Source organism: Paracoccaceae bacterium Fryx2, from assembly GCA_032334235.1.
GTDB lineage: Bacteria > Pseudomonadota > Alphaproteobacteria > Rhodobacterales > Rhodobacteraceae > JAVSGI01.
Genome location: JAVSGI010000005.1, coordinates 2190568 through 2206815 on the forward strand (window position 1 = coordinate 2190568; position 16248 = coordinate 2206815).

The following is a 16248-nucleotide window of genomic DNA, read 5'->3' on the forward strand; positions in this document are numbered from 1 at the left end:
AAAGCATGAACAATCTCAATTCACCGCAGTTTCACGGAGCGGCCCGGCCATGACGCCCCTGCAAGACACCCGTTGCCCGTGGTGCGGCAGCGACCCGCTTTACACCGCCTATCACGATACCGAATGGGGCGTGCCGGAGAACGACAGCCGCGCCCTGTGGGAAAAGCTGATTCTCGACGGGTTTCAGGCCGGGCTGTCCTGGATCACCATCCTGCGCAAGCGCGACGCCTTCCGCGATGCCTTCGCGGGCTTCGACCCCGAGATCATCGCCGCCTGGGGCGAACCCGAAGTCCTCCGCCTGCTGGCCAACTCCGGCATCGTGCGCCACCGCGGCAAGTGCGAGGCCACCATCGCCGGTGCCCGCGCCTGGCTGGCACTGGAAGGCGGCAGCGGATTTGCCGCGTTCTGCTGGCGCCACGTCGACGGCCGCCCGCTGCAACCCCGGCGCGCCACGATGGCAGAGGTGCCCGCCGAAACCGGCCTGTCGCGCCGCCTTGCGAAAGACCTCAAGTCCGCAGGTTTCAAGTTCTGCGGCCCCACCATCACCTACGCCTTCATGCAGGCGACCGGCATGGTCAACGACCACCTGACAAGCTGCCCGCGCCACGCAGCTCTGGCAGGATAGGCGTCAGCCGTCGATCAGCGCGCCCAGCACGGCCCTTGCCGCCGCGCTGTCCCATTCGGCATCGCCCACCAGCCGCCCGACCTCGCGCCCCTGCGGATCGAGGATCACCGTCACCGGCAGCCCCAGCACCCCCATGCCGCGCGCCAGCGTGGTCTTGGGGTCGCGCAGCTTCTCGACATGGGTCACCCCGGCCTCGGCCATGAACTTCTCGATGGCTGGCACCGCATTGCGTCCCGTTGCCACCGTCACCACCACCAGCCTGTCGCCCATGTCCGCCGCCAGCCGGTCAAGCCCCGGCATTTCCTTGCGGCAGGGAGGGCACCAGGTCGCCCAGAAGTTCAGCACCACCCATTTGCCGTGAAACTCGGCCAGATCGCGCGGCTTGTCGTCCAGCCCGACCAGCCCGCCCTCGGGCAGCGCCCGCGCCTCGGCGTGGAACGACAGTTTCCTCATGTCGCCGTCGCGCAGCGCATCCGCCACGGCGATATCCGCCGCCACGGGATTTGCACCGAACACCAAGGCCGTATACAGAACAGCAAAGCCGTGACGCAGCATATTCCCTCCAAAGGCCAACCCATGACCGCATCCCCCCGGACCCAGACCGCCGACCCACAACAGGCCAATGCGATGTGGGGCGGGCGCTTCGCCGAAGGGCCGGACGCGATCATGCAGGCGATCAACGCCTCGATCGGGTTCGACCAGCGGCTTTACGCCCAGGACATCCGGGGGTCGCGCGCCCATGCCGCGATGCTCGCGGCCACGGGTATCCTGACCAATACGGACGCCGAGGCCATCGGGGAAGGCCTCCTCACGGTGTTGTCAGAGATCGAGGCGGGAAACTTCACCTTCCGCCCCGATCTGGAAGACATCCACATGAACGTGGAATCCCGGCTGAAAGAGATCATCGGCGAACCGGCCGGCCGGCTGCACACGGCGCGGTCGCGCAACGACCAGGTGGCGGTCGATTTCCGGCTCTGGGTGCGCGACCAGTGCGACGCGGCGGTGACGGGAATCGAGGCACTGATGCGCGCCTTTCTGGCCCAGGCCGAGGCCGGCGCCGACTGGGTGATGCCCGGCTTCACCCACCTGCAAACCGCGCAGCCCGTCACCTGGGGCCACCACATGCTGGCCTATGTCGAAATGCTGGCCCGCGACCGGTCGCGCTTTGCCGATGCGCGGGCGCGGATGAACGAATGCCCGCTCGGGGCGGCGGCGCTGGCGGGCACCTCGTTTCCCATCGACCGGCACATGACGGCGGCGGCCCTCGGCTTCGACCGGCCCACCGCCAACAGCCTCGATTCCGTCTCCGACCGCGATTTCGCGCTGGAGTTCCTGTCCGCCTCCGCCATATGCGCCATGCACCTCTCGCGCTTTGCCGAGGAACTGGTGATCTGGTCCTCCGCCCAGTTCCGCTTCGTGCGCCTGTCGGACCGCTGGACCACCGGCTCCAGCATCATGCCGCAGAAGAAGAACCCCGACGCGGCGGAACTGCTGCGCGCCAAGCTCGGGCGCATCCTCGGTGCCACCGTGGCCCTGTTCACCGTGATGAAGGGCCTGCCGCTGACCTATTCCAAGGACATGCAGGAAGACAAGGAACAGGTGTTCGACGCCGCCGACACGCTGATGCTGGGCCTCGCCGCGATGACCGGCATGGTGGGCGACATGACGGCGCTGCGGGGCACGCTCGCCAACGCCGCCGCCTCGGGCTTCTCCACAGCAACCGATCTGGCCGACTGGCTGGTGCGCGCCCTCGGCCTGCCGTTCCGCGAGGCGCACCACGTCACCGGCACCCTCGTGGCGCTGGCCGAGGCGCAGGGCTGCGACCTGCCCGACCTGACGCTGGGCCAGATGCAATCCGTGCATCCCGGCATAAGCGCCGAGGTGTTCGGCGTGCTCGGGGTGGAAAATTCGGTGCGCAGCCGCATGTCCTATGGCGGCACCGCCCCCGACCAGGTCCGCGCCCAGATCGCCCGCTGGCAAGCGGCGCTGTCCTGATCCGCCTTCCCCGCCACCTGCCGGACCCGACCGCCCTTCCCCCTTGCCCCCGCCCCCTTGCAACCCCGGTGACCCTCCGATGCCCCACGTCCTCCCCAGCGCCCTGCTCGCCGCCACCCTCGCCCTCGCCGCCTGCGGGGCCGACGGCCCGCCCACCGCGCCTGCCGCGGAATCGGGCAACAGCCTGACCGGCCAGGCCCGCGTCGGCGTCGTGGGGTCGCTCTGATGTCGCCGCTGCGCATGGTTTACCTCGGGCTGGCGGTCTGGGGCGCGATCCACCCGATGTATCACTTCGTGTCCTACATGATGGCCACCGGCACCGGCCTCGGCGGGCTGATCGACGCCTGGTATGTCAACGCCTCCACCACCGGGCTTGTCTGGGATCTGACGATTGCCGCCATCACCCTGACGGTCTGGATCATCGCCGAAACCGCCACCCGCCGGAACTGGCTGGCCCTGATCGCCATCCCCGCCACCTTCTGCATCGGCGTTTCCTGCGGCCTGCCGCTCTACCTGTTCCTGCGAACCCGCCCCGTCACCTGACCCCGTTTCTCATTGGCCCAAATACCCCGGGGGTCCGGGGGCTGGCCCCCGGCCTTTCCCCCGCCCCGCCGCCAGCCACGAAAGCCCGCCTGATGGACCACTTTCTCTACCGCAACGGCATCCTGCACGCCGAAGACGTGGCCCTGCCCGAGATTGCGGCGGCGGTCGGCACGCCGTTCTACTGCTATTCCACCGCCACGCTGACCCGCCACTACCACCTGTTCCAGCAGGCGCTGACCCCGCTGCCGCATCTGGTCTGCTTCGCCATCAAGTCACTGTCCAACATCGCGGTGCTCAAGACGCTGGGCGACCTTGGCGCCGGGATGGACGTGGTTTCGGGCGGCGAATACCTGCGGGCCAGGGCGGCGGGCGTGCCGGGCGACCGCATCGTGTTTTCCGGCGTCGGCAAGACCCGTGCCGAAATGCGGCTGGCGCTGGAAGGCGGCATCCGCCAGTTCAACGTCGAAAGCGAACCCGAACTCCGCGCGCTGTCCGAGGTCGCCACGTCCATGGGCACCACCGCGCCCATCGCGCTCCGCGTCAACCCCGATGTCGATGCGAAAACCCACGCCAAGATCGCCACCGGCCGCAAGGAAGACAAGTTCGGCATCCCGATTGGCCACGCCCCCGCCGTCTACGCCGAGGCCGCCCGCCTGCCGGGGATCGAGGTCGTCGGCATCGACGTTCACATCGGCAGCCAGCTGACCGAGCTTGCCCCGTTCGAGCAGGCCTTCGCCAAGATCGCAGACCTGACCGCCCTCCTGCGCGCCCAGGGACACGACATCCGCAGGCTGGATCTCGGCGGTGGCCTCGGCATCCCCTACACCCGCTCGAACGAGGCGCCGCCGCTGCCGCTCGACTACGGCGCGCTGATCAAGCGCACGCTGGGCCATCTGGATTGCGAGATCGAGATCGAGCCGGGTCGCCTGATTTCCGGCAATGCGGGCATCCTCGTCGCCTCGGTGATCTACCTCAAGCATGGCGAAGGGCAGGATTTCCTGATCCTCGATGCCGCGATGAACGATCTGGTCCGCCCCTCGATGTATGACGCGCATCACGACATCATCCCGGTCACCGAACCTGCGCCGGGGCAGGAGATGCAGCCCTTCGACGTGGTCGGCCCGGTCTGCGAGACCGGCGACACCTTCGCCCGCGCCCGCCCGCTGCCCCCCTTGGGCGAAGGCGACCTGCTGGCCTTCCGTTCCGCCGGAGCCTACGGCGCGGTCATGGCCTCGGAATACAATTCCCGGCCGCTGATCCCCGAGGTGCTGGTGAAGGGTGATCACTTCGCTGTCATAAGGGCGCGACCGACGTTTGACGAAATCCTGAACCGCGATACCATTCCCGAATGGCTGTGATCCGGACACGGCCCGCAACCGGGCGAGGCGCATGACCCAGACCGACCTCCCGACGGCGCTGCGCCGCCTGATCTGGCCGTTGCGCCTGACGCGTGCGGGGATGTGGGCCGAACGGCTGACGCGTGCCTTCTGGCCGCTGTGGACGGTGCTGATCGCCCTCTTGGCCGCGCTGTCTTTCGGGGTGCAGGACCACTTGCCGCTGGAGGCGGCGTGGGTCGGCCTCGTGCTGGCCTCGCTCGGGGCCGTCTGGGCGCTGGTCGCGGGTTTCCGCGGCTTTCATGCGCCCACCCGCACCGAGGCGCTGGCCCGGCTCGATGCCGCGATGCCCGGCCGCCCGATTTCCGCGCTGACCGACATGCAGGCGATCGGCGTCACCGATGCCGCCTCGCGCGCGGTGTGGCTGGCGCATCAGGGCCGCATGGCGGCGCGCGCCGCCGCCGCCCGCGCGGTCGCGCCCGACTTGCGGCTGGCCCGCCGCGACCCCTATGCGCTGCGCTATCTGGCGCTGACCGCCCTGGTGATGGCGCTGCTGTTCGGCTCGATCTGGCGGGCGGGGTCGGTGGTGGGCCTTGCCCCCGGCGGGGCGGCCGCGCTGGCCATGGGGCCGACGTGGGAAGGCTGGGCCCAGCCCCCGGCCCATACCGGCAAGCCCGCGCTCTACCTCAACGACATCGAGGCGGCGGCGCTCGATCTGCCCGCAGGCACCCGCTTCGAGATCCGCTTCTACGGCGAGGTCGGCGCGCTGACGCTGGCCGAAACCGTCTCGGCCCGCACCGAACCGCCGCCCGCCTCGGACCCGGCGCAGACCTTCGATCTGGTGCAGTCGGGCGAGGTTGCCATCGGCGGCCCCGGCGGGCGCAGCTGGCAGGTCATGGCGCTGGCCGACGCGCCCCCCACCGTCACCTCGACCGGCGAGGTGGAACGCGAGGCCGACGGTCAGATGAAACTGCCGTTCTCTGCGAAAGACGACTACGGCGTGACCGGCGGCACCGCGCTGATCGCGCTCGACCTGCCCGCCGTGGACCGCCGCTACGGCCTTGCCGCCGAGCCCGAACCGCGCGAGCCGGTGACGCTCGATCTGCCGCTGCCGATCTCGGGCAGCCGCGCCGATTTCAGCGAAACGCTGGTTGATGATCTGTCAAAGCATCCCTTCGCCAACCTGCCCGTCAGCGTGACCCTGACCGCCACCGATGCCACCGGCCAGACCGGCACCGCCGCCCCGCTGCACATCACCCTGCCCGGCAAGCGGTTCTTCGACCCGCTCGCCGCCGCGCTGATCGAGATGCGCCGCGACCTCTTGTGGGCCCGCAGCACCGCGCCAAATACGGTTCAGGTGCTCAAGGCCGTCAGCAACCGCCCCGAAGGCTTCATCCGCAACGAACGCGCCTACCTGCGCCTGCGCGTCGTGATGCGGCGGCTGGAGGCCGAGGCCGCCACCCTCACGCCCGAGGTCCGCGACGAACTGGCCGAAGCCCTGTGGGAAATTGCCCTGCTGGTCGAGGAGGGCGACCTCGCCTCGGCGCTGGCCGCGCTGCGCCGGGCGCAGGACCGGCTTGACGAGGCGATCCGCAACGGCGCCGACCCGTCGGAAATCGAAGACCTGATGGCCGAAATGCGCGACGCGCTGAACAAGTATCTGCAGGAACTGGCCGAAGAGGCGCAGCGCAACCCCGACCAGCAGATGTCCGAAAACATGCAGGGCATGGAAATGTCGGGCGACCAGTTGCAGCAGATGCTGGACGAGTTGCAGAAGCTGATGGAAGAAGGCCGCATGGCCGAGGCCGCCGAGCTGATGGAAATGCTGCGGCAGCTGATGGAAAACATGCAGGTCACGCAAGGCGAGGGCGGTCAGGGCGGCGGCAGCCCCGGCCAGCAGGCGATGCGCGATCTGGCCGAGACCCTGCGCGACCAGCAAGACCTGTCCGACGACGCCTTCCGCGAGCTGCAGGATGGCCAGCCGGGCCAGAATCCGGGCCAGAATCCGGGCGAACAGCCGGGCGAACAGGGCCAGCCCGGGCAACCCGGCCAGCAGCCCGGCCAGCAGCCCGGCAGCGGCGGCCAGGGCCTGGCAGAACGCCAGCAGGAACTGCGCGACCGTCTGGGCCAGCTGAACGACGACGCCCTGCCGGGGCAGGGCAGCGAGGCGGGCGAGGCCGGGCGGCAGGCGCTCGACGAGGCCGGGCGCGCGATGGACGAGGCCGAACGCGCGCTGCGGGACGGCGACATGTCGGGTGCCCTCGACCGTCAGGCCGAAGCCATGGAAGCCATGCGCGACGGCCTGCGCAATCTGGGCGAGGCCCTGGCCGAAGACCAGCAGCGCGAAGGCGACGCGGCGCAGGGCGAGGCGTTCGGACGCGCCGACCCCAACAGCAGCCGCGACCCGCTGGGCCGCGAGCCCGGCGATTCCGCGCGCATCGGGTCAGACCGCAACCTGTTGCAGGGGGAAGATGTCTATCGCCGCGCGCAGGATCTGCTGGACGAGATCCGCCGCCGCTCGGGCGACCAACTGCGCCCGGAAGTCGAACGCGACTACCTCAAGCGGCTGCTTGACCTGTTCTGACCCCGCGCCGCCCGGGCGTCAGCCCTCGGACCCGCTGAGCCCGCGCACCGTGCCGGTCGCCTGCTGCATCACCCCGTCAAGCCACAGCCGCGCCGCATCGACCGCCGCCACATAGCCGTCAAGCGTCGGCGCGCTGGCCGGAAGCTGGGCGCTGATGCGCGGGGCCATGGCATAGGTCAGCGACAGCACCACCGCAACGATCATCATCAGCACGAAGCCGCTGCGAAAGCCGCCGCGCCCCGGCTGGGGTTCCGGCGGCAGGCTGTCGCCGTCGCGCCGCCGTTCGTTGCTGGCGCGCAGGGTGGAGTTGATTTCCTCGATGTCGGGCAAGAGGTCGCGCCGCGTCGCGGGGCGGGCGGCGGCAGGCGGCAGGATGTCGGGATCGACGCCCTTCATCTGGGCGATGCGCCGCCGGGCCACCGATGCCGCCGTATCCGGTTCGGGTTCGGCAAGGCCAAGGTCGGCCTGGGTCTCGACCGGGCGCGGGTCTTCCGCACGCCGCACCGCGACCTCGCGTTCCGCCTCTTCGCGCAGCACGGCCAGCAGGCTTTCGTCCAGCGCGCGGCGCGGTGCGGCGGCAGGGGCGGGCGGTTCGGGGTCCGGTTCCGCCACGACAGGGGGCGGGGGCGGCGGGGCGGCCAGTGCCGCCGTCACCGCGGGCGCCGGAAACTCGGCGGTGCCGAACAGCTCTTCCTCGGCGGTGCGGGCGGCTTCTTCCTCGGGGGCGATCTGGAACCAGGCATGTCCGCAATTGGAACATTGCACGTCCCGGCCCTCGTCCGGTATCGCGCCGTCATCAACTTCGTATTGTGCATCGCAATTCGGGCAGATCAGCCGCATTCGTCCCCACCCCGGCAATTCCCTCGCCGTCTTGTAGCAACGAAACCGCGCATATCCAAGTGTTTGTGCTAGACAGGCCCGTCAGCCGATTGAAACTGCCGCGTCACTGGGCGAGACTGCCCGAAACCGTCCCCGGGGAGTCCGCCATTGATCGCTTTCGACAACGTCGCCTACAGCTACGGCGGGGGGGAACTGCTGTCCGAGGTATCGCTGCGTCTGGCGCCCGGGTCGTTCCACTTCCTGACCGGGCCGTCGGGGGCGGGCAAATCGACCTTCCTCAAGCTGTGCTACGCCGAACTGCTGCCGTCCGCGGGCCGCGTCACGCTGTTCGACCGCGAGGTGCGCAGCGTTGACCGCGACGAAGTGGCGCGGATGCGCCGCCGGATCGGCGTGGTGCATCAGGATTGCCAGTTTCTCGACCACCTGCCGCTGGCCGCCAACGTCACCCTGCCGCTGACCGTCTCGGGGCGCGAGGGCGAGGCGCGCGATCTGGGCGACCTGCTGACCTGGGTCGGGCTGGCGCAGCTTGCCGATGCCCTGCCGCCGCAGCTTTCGGGCGGAGAGCGGCAAAGGGCCGCGGTCGCCCGCGCCGTGATCATGTCGCCCGACGTGATCCTGGCCGACGAGCCGACCGGCAACCTTGACTGGGAAATGTCGCTCCGCCTGCTGACGCTGCTGGTCGAACTGAACAAGATGGGCAAGACCATCCTGATCGCCACCCACGATCTGAACCTGATCCGCACCGCCAAGGCGCAGGTGGCGGCGCGGGTGCTGCGCATCAAGAACCGCCGCATCCAGCTTGCGGGGGCCGACCTGTGATCCGCGGCATCCTCGACGACCTGATGAAACCCGACCGCCACGCCGACCGGGTGGTGCCGCCCGCAGGCCCCACCGCCTGGCTGACCGGATTCACCGCCGGCACCATGACCTTCCTAGCGGTGTTCGCGCTGGCGCAGGCGCTGGCCTCGGGGCGGCTGGCCGACCGCTGGTCGGATGCGCTGGCCCGCACCGCCACCATCCGCGTTGCAGCCGCCCCCGACCAGATCGACCGCCAGACCCGCGCCGTGCTGGATGTGCTGGGCACCACGCCCGGCATCGCCGCTGCCCGCGCCCTGACCGACGCCGAACAGCGCGCCCTGCTGGAACCCTGGTTCGGCCCCGACCTGCCGGTGGATGCCCTGCCAATTCCCCGCCTGATCGAACTGACCGAGGAAGGCGACGGCTACGACGCCGAGGGTTTGCGCCAACGCCTCGCCGCCGAGGCCCCCGGCGCGGTGCTGGACGATCACACCCGCTGGCGCCTGCCGCTGGCGGTGGCCGCCAGCCGGTTGCGCCTGCTGGGCGGGGTTTCCATCGTGCTGATCCTCGCCACCATGGCGGCGATGATCACGCTGGCGGCCAATGCCAGCCTTGCCGCCAATGCGCAGGTGATCCGCGTGCTGCGGCTGGTGGGGGCGCGCGACGCGTTCATCGCCCGCGCCTTCGTGCGCCGCTTCACCCTGCGGGCACTGTCGGGCTCGGCTGCCGGGGCGGCGGCGGGGATGCTGGGCATGGCCTTCCTGCCCTCGGCCGATGCGGCGGGCGGCTTTCTGACCGGGCTCGGCTTTCAGGGCGCGGGTTGGCTTTTGCCGCTGCTTCTGCCAGTGCTGGCGGCAATCGTGGCGTTCTTCGCCACCCGAACCGCCGCCTTCCGCAAGCTGAGGGAGCTTCACTGAATGCGCTACGCCCTGCAATGGATCCGGTCGCTGGTATTCCAGATCCAGCTTTACATCGTGATGTTCTTCATGACGGTCGGTTACGCCCTGCCCGCGCTGATCTGGCCCGCCGCCTCGCTGGGCTGGATGCAGCATTTCGGCCGCTATGCCCGCTGGTCGGCCGGCTGGATGGTCGGCCTGCGCACCGAGGTGCGGGGGCCGCTTCCGACCGGGGGGGTGCTGATCGCCTCGAAGCACCAGTCGTTCCTCGACTCCATCACGCTGGTCGCCATTCTGGACACGCCGCGCTTTGTCATGAAGAACCAGCTCGCCAAGGTGCCGATCATGGGCTGGCACGCGCTGCGTGCGGGCTTCGTCGCGGTTGACCGCGGCAAGCGCGGCTCGGCCATCAAGAAGATGACGGCCGATGTCGCCGCCGGGGCGCAGACCCCCGGCCAGTTGATCATCTACCCGCAGGGCACCCGCGTCGCCCCCGGCGTGCAGCTGCCCTACAAGCTTGGCACCGCCGTGCTCTATCACCAGCTTGGCCAGACCTGCATTCCGGTCGCGACCAACGTCGGGGCCTTCTGGCCGCGCCGGGGCATCTACCGCAAGCCCGGGGTGGCGGTGGTCGAGTTCCTGCCGCCGATCCCGCCGGGCCTGCCGGGGCACGAGTTCATGACCGAACTGGAACGGCGGATCGAAACCGCCTCCGACCGCCTGCTGGCCGAGGCCGGCTGGAAGGGCTGACCCGATGGCGACGCATCCCGACACCATGACCTACATCTGCGACCAGTTGCAGGGCGCGGGCAGGATCCGCGCGGTCAGGATGTTCGGCGAATACGCGGTCTGTTGCGACGACAAGGTGGTGGCGCTGATCTGCGACAACACGCTGTTCCTGAAGGCCACACCGGGGGCACGGGCGCTGATTCCGGACGCCGATCTGGCCCCGCCCTACCCCGGGGCCAAGCCCTGCCTGCGGGTGGACGACGCGATCAACGACGCAGCACTGCTGGCCCGAACCATCGCGGCCATCATGGCCGACCTGCCGCCCCCCAAACCGAAGAAGCCCAAGGCGCGCTGACCGCTCAGGCCAGCTTCAGCGCCACGATCCCGGCCACGATAAGCCCGATTCCCGCCAGCCGCAGCAGCGTCACCGGCTCGCCGAACAGCACCACGGCCAGCGTCGCGGTGCCCAGCGTGCCGATCCCGGTCCACACCGCATAGGCGGTGCCGACCGGCAGCGTCTTCATCGCCTCCGCCAGCAGCACGAAGCTGATCACCGCCCCCACCAGCGTCAGCACGCTCGGCCACAGCCGGGTGAACCCGTCGGTGTATTTCAGCCCGATGGCCCAGCCCATCTCGAACACGCCCGCCAAAGCCAGGATGACCCAGGGGTTGCCCACCTCAGGCCGCCAGACCCTTGGAGCCCATGTCGATGAACTTCTGCCGCCGGTCCTTGATCAGAAAGTCGGGCTTTCGGCCCATCAGCTCGCGCAGCATGATCTCGATGGCGCGGCCCACGGCCTCGATGGTCTCGCGCGGGGCGCGTTGCGCGCCGCCCATCGGCTCCTTGATGATCCGGTCGATCACTCCCAGCTTCTGCAGGTCCTGCGCTGTCAGGCGCAGCGCCTCGGCGGCCTCGCGCATCTTCTCGGCATCCTTCCACAGGATCGAGGCGCAGCCTTCCGGGCTGATCACCGAATAGATCGAATGTTCCAGCATGGCGATGCGGTTTGCCGTGGCAAAGGCCACCGCCCCGCCCGATCCGCCCTCGCCGATCACCACCGCAATCAGCGGCACGCCGATTTCGAGGCACTTCTGCGTGCTGCGTGCGATGGCTTCGGCCTGCCCGCGTTCCTCGGCGCCCTTGCCGGGATAGGCGCCGGGGGTATCGACCAGCGCGATCACCGGCAGCCGGAACCGGTCGGCCATGTCCATCAGCCGGATCGCCTTGCGATACCCCTCGGGTCGCGCCATGCCGAAATTGCGCTCGATCCGGCTTTTGGTGTCATTGCCCTTCTCATGGCCGATCACCATCACCGGAATGTCGTTGATCCGCGCCAGCCCCCCCATCACCGCATGGTCATCGGCAAAGTTCCGGTCACCCGCCAGCGGCGTGAATTCCTGGAACAGTGCGTCGATGTAGTCCTTGCAATGCGGCCGGTCGGGGTGACGCGCCACCAGGCATTTCCGCCAGGGGGTCAGTTCCTTGTAAAGGTCCTTCAGCAGCGTCTCGGCCTTGCGGTCCAGCGCCGCCGCCTCTTTCTCGACATCCATCTCGCGGTTGGCCCGCGCCATGGCGCGTAGTTCCTCGGCCTTGCCTTCGATTTCGGCAAGGGGCTTTTCAAATTCGAGGTAGTTCATGGGGCGCGCTCCGCGTGACGACAGGGCGTATATGCCCTCGGAGGGGGGATTTTGCAACTCCGCAAGATTTGCGCTGACGCCGCATGATGGGTATCGGGCCGCAGGATGGGGGAAGGCCCCGCCGGGCCGCACCGAATTTTCGTAGAAAATTCGCCCTCCCGCAGGAAACCCGAATTTTCCACGAAACTTCCCCCCTCCCGGAACGGCAACGCCCCAAGGCAAGCCTTGGGGCGCGCGTCCTCCCGAGGGTGCGGCATGGGGCCTCCTCTCCCCTTGCCGCGCGGGTATCTCAATGGCTGGCGATCATCTCTGCCTGCCGCACGATCACTTCTGCCTGCTTGATCGACGCTATGTCAACGAGTCGTCCCTTGAACACCGTCGCGCCTTCGCCGCGCGCCTTGGCGGCATCCATCGCGGCCAGGATCTCGCGCGCCTCGGCCACCGCGGAATCGGACGGGGTGAAGACCTCGTTCGCCAGCGCGACCTGCCTGGGATGAATGGCCCATTTCCCCACCATGCCCAGCGTGGCCGACCGCCGCGCCTGCGCCCGGAAGCCCTCGTCGTCGGAAAAGTCGCCGAACGGCCCGTCGACCGGCAGCACGCCATGCGTCCGGCAGGCCGCAACGATCGCCGCCTGCGCCCAGTGCCACGGGTCCGGCCAGTGCTTCACGCCCTCGCGGATCATGTAGTAGTTTTCCTGCGTGCCGCCGATGCCGGTGGTCTGCATCCCCATGCTGGCCGCGAAATCCGCAGCGCCAAGGCTCATCGCCTGCAGCCGCGGGCTCGATGCCGCAATCTCCTCGACATGCGCGATCCCGGCCGCCGATTCGATGATCACCTCGAAGCTGATCGGCTTGGTGCGCCCCTTGGCCCGCTCCACCGCCGTGACCAGCGCATCGACCGCGTAAACATCGGCCGCGCAGCCGACCTTGGGGATCATGATCTGGTCCAGCCGGTCGCCCGCCTGTTCCAGCAGGTCGACCACATCGCGATACCACCACGGCGTGTCCAGCCCGTTGATCCGCACCGACAGGGTCTTGTTGCCCCAGTCAATCTCGGAAATCGCCGCGATAACCTGCGCCCGCGCCTGATCCTTGTCGGTCGGCGCCACCGAATCTTCCAGATCAAGGTTGATCACATCCGCCGCCGAGGTCGCCATCTTGGGAAACAGCGCCGGGCGCGACCCGGGGCCGAACAACTGGCAGCGGTTCGGGCGGGCGGGCGGGGCGGGTTGCAGGCGAAAGCTCATGTCAGGAATCCGGGCAATGATGTTTCGTGATTTACACGCATTGCGATAGATTGTTGCGTGCGCCATTTCAAGCCCCGTTTTGCACCGCAGCAACCGGCGCGGCATTGCGGCGAAACCCTGCACGACTGCGCCCGTTTCTTCGGCAATTCTTGACAGCGGCCGCAGATTCTTGCGCCGAACCCGGCAAACCGCGCACATAAACCCAAGACTTCCCCGCCAACCTGACGCATCCTGCGCCGATACCCAACATCCGGAGCGCGCCATGATCCCGACCCCCTACCTGCTGTTTCTCGGCGATGCCCCCGACGCGCTGGCCGCCAAGGTGGCGCAGGGCATCAAGGACTGGCGCCCCGAATACGCCGTGGGCCAGTTCCGCATGGAGGGCTGCCGCGCCGACCTCGGCCTGCCCGACCTGACGCTGGCCGAGGCCAGGGCCGCCGGGGTGAAGACCCTGGTGATCGGCGTTGCCAACCGGGGCGGCGTCATCAGTCAGGCGTGGAAAAAGGTGCTGGTCGCGGCGCTGGAGGAGGGCTTCGACCTCGCCTCGGGCCTGCACAACCTGTTGCGCGACGAGCCCGACCTTGCCGCCGTCGCCACCGCTTGCGGGCGCACCCTGCATGACGTGCGGGTGCCGACCGTCGATTACCCGATCGCCAACGGCCAGAAGCGCAGCGGCAAGCGCATGCTCGCCGTCGGCACCGACTGTTCGATCGGCAAGATGTATACCGCGCTCTGCATGGATGCCGAGATGCGCCGCCGCGGCCTGAAGGCCACCTTCCGCGCCACCGGCCAGACCGGCATCCTGATCACCGGCGACGGCGTGCCGCTCGACGCGGTGATCGCCGATTTCATGGCAGGCTCGGTCGAATGGCTGACCCCCGACAACGACCCCGACCACTGGGATCTGATCGAGGGCCAGGGCAGCCTGTTCCACGTCTCCTATTCCGGCGTCACGCTGGCGCTGATCCACGGCGGCCAGCCCGACGCGCTGGTGATCTGCCACGAGCCGACCCGCACCCACATGCGCGGCCTGCCCGGCTACACCCTGCCATCCATCGAGGCGGTGCGCGACATGGCGCTGGCCCTGGCCCGCGTCGCCAACCCCGCCTGCGTCGCCATCGGCTGCGCCATCAACACCCAGGCCATGCCCGAAGCCGAGGCGCTGGCCTACCTGGCCGAGGTCGAAGCCCGCACCGACCTGCCCGCCACCGACCCCTTCCGCTTCGGCGCGGGCAAACTGGTGGATGCGATGATGGCGGTGTGAGGCGGGGGCTCTGGCTGTGGCTGCTAGTCTTGGTGGTCTGTCAAGAGCCCATAGCTGCCCTTCCGACAGTTGTGCTATCGCTTCCATATGAAAAAATACGGACGCACCTTTCACCTTCCCATTTCACCCGGCGCGACGAGTGACGACAAAATTATGCCCTCCCTCAGCGGGCTGATGGTGGATGATCTCGTAGTGACCGAGAAGATGGATGGGGAGAACACGACCATCCATCGAGCCGGATCACACGCGCGAAGCCCCGATAGCCGCTATCACCCTTCCCGCGATTGGCTCAAGGCGTTCGCGGCAGGCATCGCGCCTTACTTGACCGAGGTCGAGCGCATCGTGGGGGAAAATCTCTATGCCCGTCACTCTGTCGCCTACGACACGCTGCCCTCATACTTTCTCGGCTTTGCATGGATTATCGGTGACGAAGTGCAGGCATGGGATTTGACCTTGGCTCGGTTTGAGGAACTGGGCATCCGTCCCGTCCCCACATTATATCGCGGCCCCTACCGGAATGGTCTGTTTGATGATCTTGCGAAGTCGCTCGACCTAAGCAGCCAAGAGGGTTTCGTTGCTCGGATAGCTGGTGCATTTGTGGAATCGGCAATGCCAGAAAGAATGGGCAAATACGTCAGGGAGGGGCATGTCCAATCGGACGTTCACTGGATGAAGGCCGAACTCATCCCGAACCGACTAGCAGATTGAGCGGCAGCTTCGTCCGCACATCAGACGAAGACAGCCTGAAACACGCGCAGAAACGATGCCCCCCCCCGAAAGGCCCGCCCATGATAACCGTCACCCCCGACACCTTCCGCCTCGCGCAGGTCTTCACCATCTCGCGCGGCAGCCGCACCGAGGCTCGGGTGCTGACCGTCCGCATCACCCGGGGCGGCGTCACCGGCTGGGGGGAATGCGTGCCCTACCTGCGCTATGACGAGACGCCGGAAAGCGTCACACAGCAGATCGCGGCGCTTGACCCCGGCATCACGCGCGAGGCGTTGCAGGAGGCCCTGCCCGCAGGGGCTGCCCGCAACGCGGTCGATTGCGCGCTGTGGGATCTGGCGGCGAAGCAGGCGGGCTGCCGGGTCTGGCAACTGGCGGGCCTGCCCGAACCCGTGCCGCAGATCACCGCCTACACCCTGTCGCTCGATACGCCCGAGGCGATGCGCGCGGCCGCAGCAAAGCACGCCCACCGCCCGATCCTCAAGATCAAGCTCGGCACCCCCGACGACATGCCCCGGCTGGAGGCGGTGCGGGCCGGCGCGCCGCAGACGAAGATCATCATCGACGCCAACGAGGGCTGGACGGCCGAGATCTACGCCGACCTCGCCCCGCACCTCCTGCGGCTTGGCGTGGCGCTGGTGGAACAGCCGCTGCCCGCCGGGGCCGACGACATGCTGGCCGAGATTGCCCGCCCCCTGCCGGTCTGCGCCGACGAATCCTGCCACGACCGCCATTCCCTGCCCGCGCTGAAGGGCAAGTACGACATGGTGAACCTCAAGCTCGACAAGACCGGCGGGCTGACCGAAGGGCTGGCGCTGAAGGCCGCCGCATTGGCCGAAGGCTACGGGCTGATGGTCGGCTGCATGGTCGGATCATCGCTGGCGATGGCCCCGGCAACGCTTCTGGCGCAGGGTGCGGCCTACACGGACCTTGACGGCCCGCTGCTTCTGGCCGAAGACCGCGAACACCCGCTGGCCTTCGACGCGGCCGGTGTCCACCCTCCAACCGCAGCACTCTGGGGATAAGC

The 16248-nt window shown here is 68.6% G+C and carries 18 protein-coding genes; 13 read left to right on the forward strand and 5 right to left on the reverse strand.

The genetic code is table 11. The annotated features are described in order from the left end of the window. Positions 1-49: 49 nt before the first annotated feature. On the forward strand, positions 50-625 hold the full coding sequence (locus RNZ50_19890; protein MDT8857254.1) for a DNA-3-methyladenine glycosylase I: 576 nt from the start codon (positions 50-52) through the stop codon (positions 623-625). A 3-nt stretch (positions 626-628) separates the two neighbouring features. Here RNZ50_19890 and RNZ50_19895 read toward each other — a convergent pair whose 3' ends face one another. Then, positions 629-1180 carry a TlpA disulfide reductase family protein gene (locus RNZ50_19895; protein ID MDT8857255.1) on the reverse strand — a complete coding sequence of 184 codons (552 nt, stop codon included), beginning with the start codon at positions 1178-1180 and terminating at the stop codon, positions 629-631. A 21-nt stretch (positions 1181-1201) separates the two neighbouring features. Between RNZ50_19895 and argH the strand changes: the two genes are divergently transcribed. From argH to RNZ50_19920, 5 genes are all read left to right on the forward strand, one after another. Next, a complete protein-coding gene (gene argH / locus RNZ50_19900; GenBank protein MDT8857256.1) occupies positions 1202-2620 on the forward strand; it encodes an argininosuccinate lyase in 1419 nt (472 codons plus the stop codon). A 79-nt stretch (positions 2621-2699) separates the two neighbouring features. Beyond that, positions 2700-2846, forward strand: coding sequence for a hypothetical protein (locus RNZ50_19905; protein MDT8857257.1), 147 nt, complete (start codon positions 2700-2702; stop codon positions 2844-2846). Next, entirely contained in the window at positions 2846-3163 is a 318-nt protein-coding gene (locus RNZ50_19910; protein MDT8857258.1) for a DUF2834 domain-containing protein, read from the forward strand. The genes RNZ50_19905 and RNZ50_19910 overlap by 1 nt, the downstream gene beginning before the upstream one ends. A 92-nt stretch (positions 3164-3255) precedes the next feature. Continuing rightward, a complete protein-coding gene (lysA, locus tag RNZ50_19915) occupies positions 3256-4521 on the forward strand; it encodes a diaminopimelate decarboxylase (GenBank protein ID MDT8857259.1) in 1266 nt (421 codons plus the stop codon). A gap of 31 nt (positions 4522-4552) precedes the next feature. Further along, positions 4553-7081: a TIGR02302 family protein gene (locus tag RNZ50_19920; GenBank protein MDT8857260.1), complete on the forward strand. Its 2529-nt coding sequence runs from the start codon at positions 4553-4555 to the stop codon at positions 7079-7081. An 18-nt stretch (positions 7082-7099) separates the two neighbouring features. Here RNZ50_19920 and RNZ50_19925 read toward each other — a convergent pair whose 3' ends face one another. Next, on the reverse strand, positions 7100-7921 hold the full coding sequence (locus RNZ50_19925) for a zinc-ribbon domain-containing protein (protein ID MDT8857261.1): 822 nt from the start codon (positions 7919-7921) through the stop codon (positions 7100-7102). Between the two features lie 147 nt (positions 7922-8068). On the opposite strand from RNZ50_19925, the gene RNZ50_19930 reads away from it, so the two are divergent. From RNZ50_19930 to RNZ50_19945, 4 genes are read left to right on the forward strand one after another with little or no spacing between them, the layout of a single operon-like run. Continuing rightward, a complete protein-coding gene (locus RNZ50_19930; GenBank protein MDT8857262.1) occupies positions 8069-8740 on the forward strand; it encodes an ATP-binding cassette domain-containing protein in 672 nt (223 codons plus the stop codon). Between the two features lie 23 nt (positions 8741-8763). Beyond that, positions 8764-9636, forward strand: coding sequence for a cell division protein FtsX (locus tag RNZ50_19935; GenBank protein ID MDT8857263.1), 873 nt, complete (start codon positions 8764-8766; stop codon positions 9634-9636). Further along, complete coding sequence (locus RNZ50_19940; GenBank protein MDT8857264.1) at positions 9637-10365, forward strand: lysophospholipid acyltransferase family protein; 729 nt, start codon at positions 9637-9639, stop codon at positions 10363-10365. It begins immediately after the preceding gene. Positions 10366-10369: 4 nt separating this feature from the next. Then, positions 10370-10699, forward strand: a complete 330-nt coding sequence (locus RNZ50_19945) for a TfoX/Sxy family protein (GenBank protein ID MDT8857265.1) — start codon at positions 10370-10372, stop codon at positions 10697-10699. A 4-nt stretch (positions 10700-10703) separates the two neighbouring features. On the opposite strand, the gene sugE is transcribed toward RNZ50_19945, so the two are convergent. The 3 genes from sugE to RNZ50_19960 all read right to left on the reverse strand — a co-directional run bounded on the left by sugE (position 10704) and on the right by RNZ50_19960 (position 13231). Continuing rightward, positions 10704-11021 (reverse strand): quaternary ammonium compound efflux SMR transporter SugE, encoded by a 318-nt coding sequence (sugE, locus tag RNZ50_19950; protein MDT8857266.1) that lies wholly within the window; start codon positions 11019-11021, stop codon positions 10704-10706. Between the two features lies 1 nt (position 11022). Continuing rightward, a complete protein-coding gene (locus tag RNZ50_19955; protein MDT8857267.1) occupies positions 11023-11982 on the reverse strand; it encodes an acetyl-CoA carboxylase carboxyltransferase subunit alpha in 960 nt (319 codons plus the stop codon). A gap of 289 nt (positions 11983-12271) precedes the next feature. Continuing rightward, positions 12272-13231, reverse strand: coding sequence for an L-malyl-CoA/beta-methylmalyl-CoA lyase (locus RNZ50_19960; protein ID MDT8857268.1), 960 nt, complete (start codon positions 13229-13231; stop codon positions 12272-12274). Between the two features lie 262 nt (positions 13232-13493). Here RNZ50_19960 and dgcN point away from each other — a divergent pair, with 262 nt between their 5' ends. From dgcN to dgcA, 3 genes are all read left to right on the forward strand, one after another. Continuing rightward, the gene (gene dgcN / locus RNZ50_19965) at positions 13494-14495 is read left to right on the forward strand and encodes an N-acetyltransferase DgcN (GenBank protein MDT8857269.1); all 1002 of its coding nucleotides are present in this window, start codon (positions 13494-13496) and stop codon (positions 14493-14495) included. 153 nt (positions 14496-14648) lie between these two features. Next, positions 14649-15203, forward strand: a complete 555-nt coding sequence (locus RNZ50_19970; GenBank protein MDT8857270.1) for an RNA ligase family protein — start codon at positions 14649-14651, stop codon at positions 15201-15203. An 80-nt stretch (positions 15204-15283) separates the two neighbouring features. After that, a complete protein-coding gene (dgcA, locus tag RNZ50_19975; GenBank protein MDT8857271.1) occupies positions 15284-16246 on the forward strand; it encodes an N-acetyl-D-Glu racemase DgcA in 963 nt (320 codons plus the stop codon). The last annotated feature ends 2 nt before the right edge of the window (positions 16247-16248 follow it).

Bases quoted from the DNA above. Each gene is read 5' to 3' on its own strand.
- RNZ50_19890 (MDT8857254.1), top strand. From the start codon at position 50: ATGACGCCCCTGCAAGACACCCGTTGCCCGTGGTGCGGCAGCGACCCG.
- RNZ50_19895 (MDT8857255.1), bottom strand. From the start codon at position 1,180: ATGCTGCGTCACGGCTTTGCTGTTCTGTATACGGCCTTGGTGTTCGGT.
- RNZ50_19910 (MDT8857258.1), top strand. From the start codon at position 2,846: ATGTCGCCGCTGCGCATGGTTTACCTCGGGCTGGCGGTCTGGGGCGCG.
- RNZ50_19925 (MDT8857261.1), bottom strand. From the start codon at position 7,921: ATGCGGCTGATCTGCCCGAATTGCGATGCACAATACGAAGTTGATGAC.
- RNZ50_19920 (MDT8857260.1), top strand. From the start codon at position 4,553: ATGACCCAGACCGACCTCCCGACGGCGCTGCGCCGCCTGATCTGGCCG.
- dgcA (MDT8857271.1), top strand. From the start codon at position 15,284: ATGATAACCGTCACCCCCGACACCTTCCGCCTCGCGCAGGTCTTCACC.
- RNZ50_19970 (MDT8857270.1), top strand. From the start codon at position 14,649: ATGCCCTCCCTCAGCGGGCTGATGGTGGATGATCTCGTAGTGACCGAG.
- argH (MDT8857256.1), top strand. From the start codon at position 1,202: ATGACCGCATCCCCCCGGACCCAGACCGCCGACCCACAACAGGCCAAT.
- dgcN (MDT8857269.1), top strand. From the start codon at position 13,494: ATGATCCCGACCCCCTACCTGCTGTTTCTCGGCGATGCCCCCGACGCG.
- RNZ50_19960 (MDT8857268.1), bottom strand. From the start codon at position 13,231: ATGAGCTTTCGCCTGCAACCCGCCCCGCCCGCCCGCCCGAACCGCTGC.
- lysA (MDT8857259.1), top strand. From the start codon at position 3,256: ATGGACCACTTTCTCTACCGCAACGGCATCCTGCACGCCGAAGACGTG.
- RNZ50_19945 (MDT8857265.1), top strand. From the start codon at position 10,370: ATGGCGACGCATCCCGACACCATGACCTACATCTGCGACCAGTTGCAG.
- RNZ50_19905 (MDT8857257.1), top strand. From the start codon at position 2,700: ATGCCCCACGTCCTCCCCAGCGCCCTGCTCGCCGCCACCCTCGCCCTC.
- RNZ50_19935 (MDT8857263.1), top strand. From the start codon at position 8,764: ATGAAACCCGACCGCCACGCCGACCGGGTGGTGCCGCCCGCAGGCCCC.
- RNZ50_19940 (MDT8857264.1), top strand. From the start codon at position 9,637: ATGCGCTACGCCCTGCAATGGATCCGGTCGCTGGTATTCCAGATCCAG.
- RNZ50_19955 (MDT8857267.1), bottom strand. From the start codon at position 11,982: ATGAACTACCTCGAATTTGAAAAGCCCCTTGCCGAAATCGAAGGCAAG.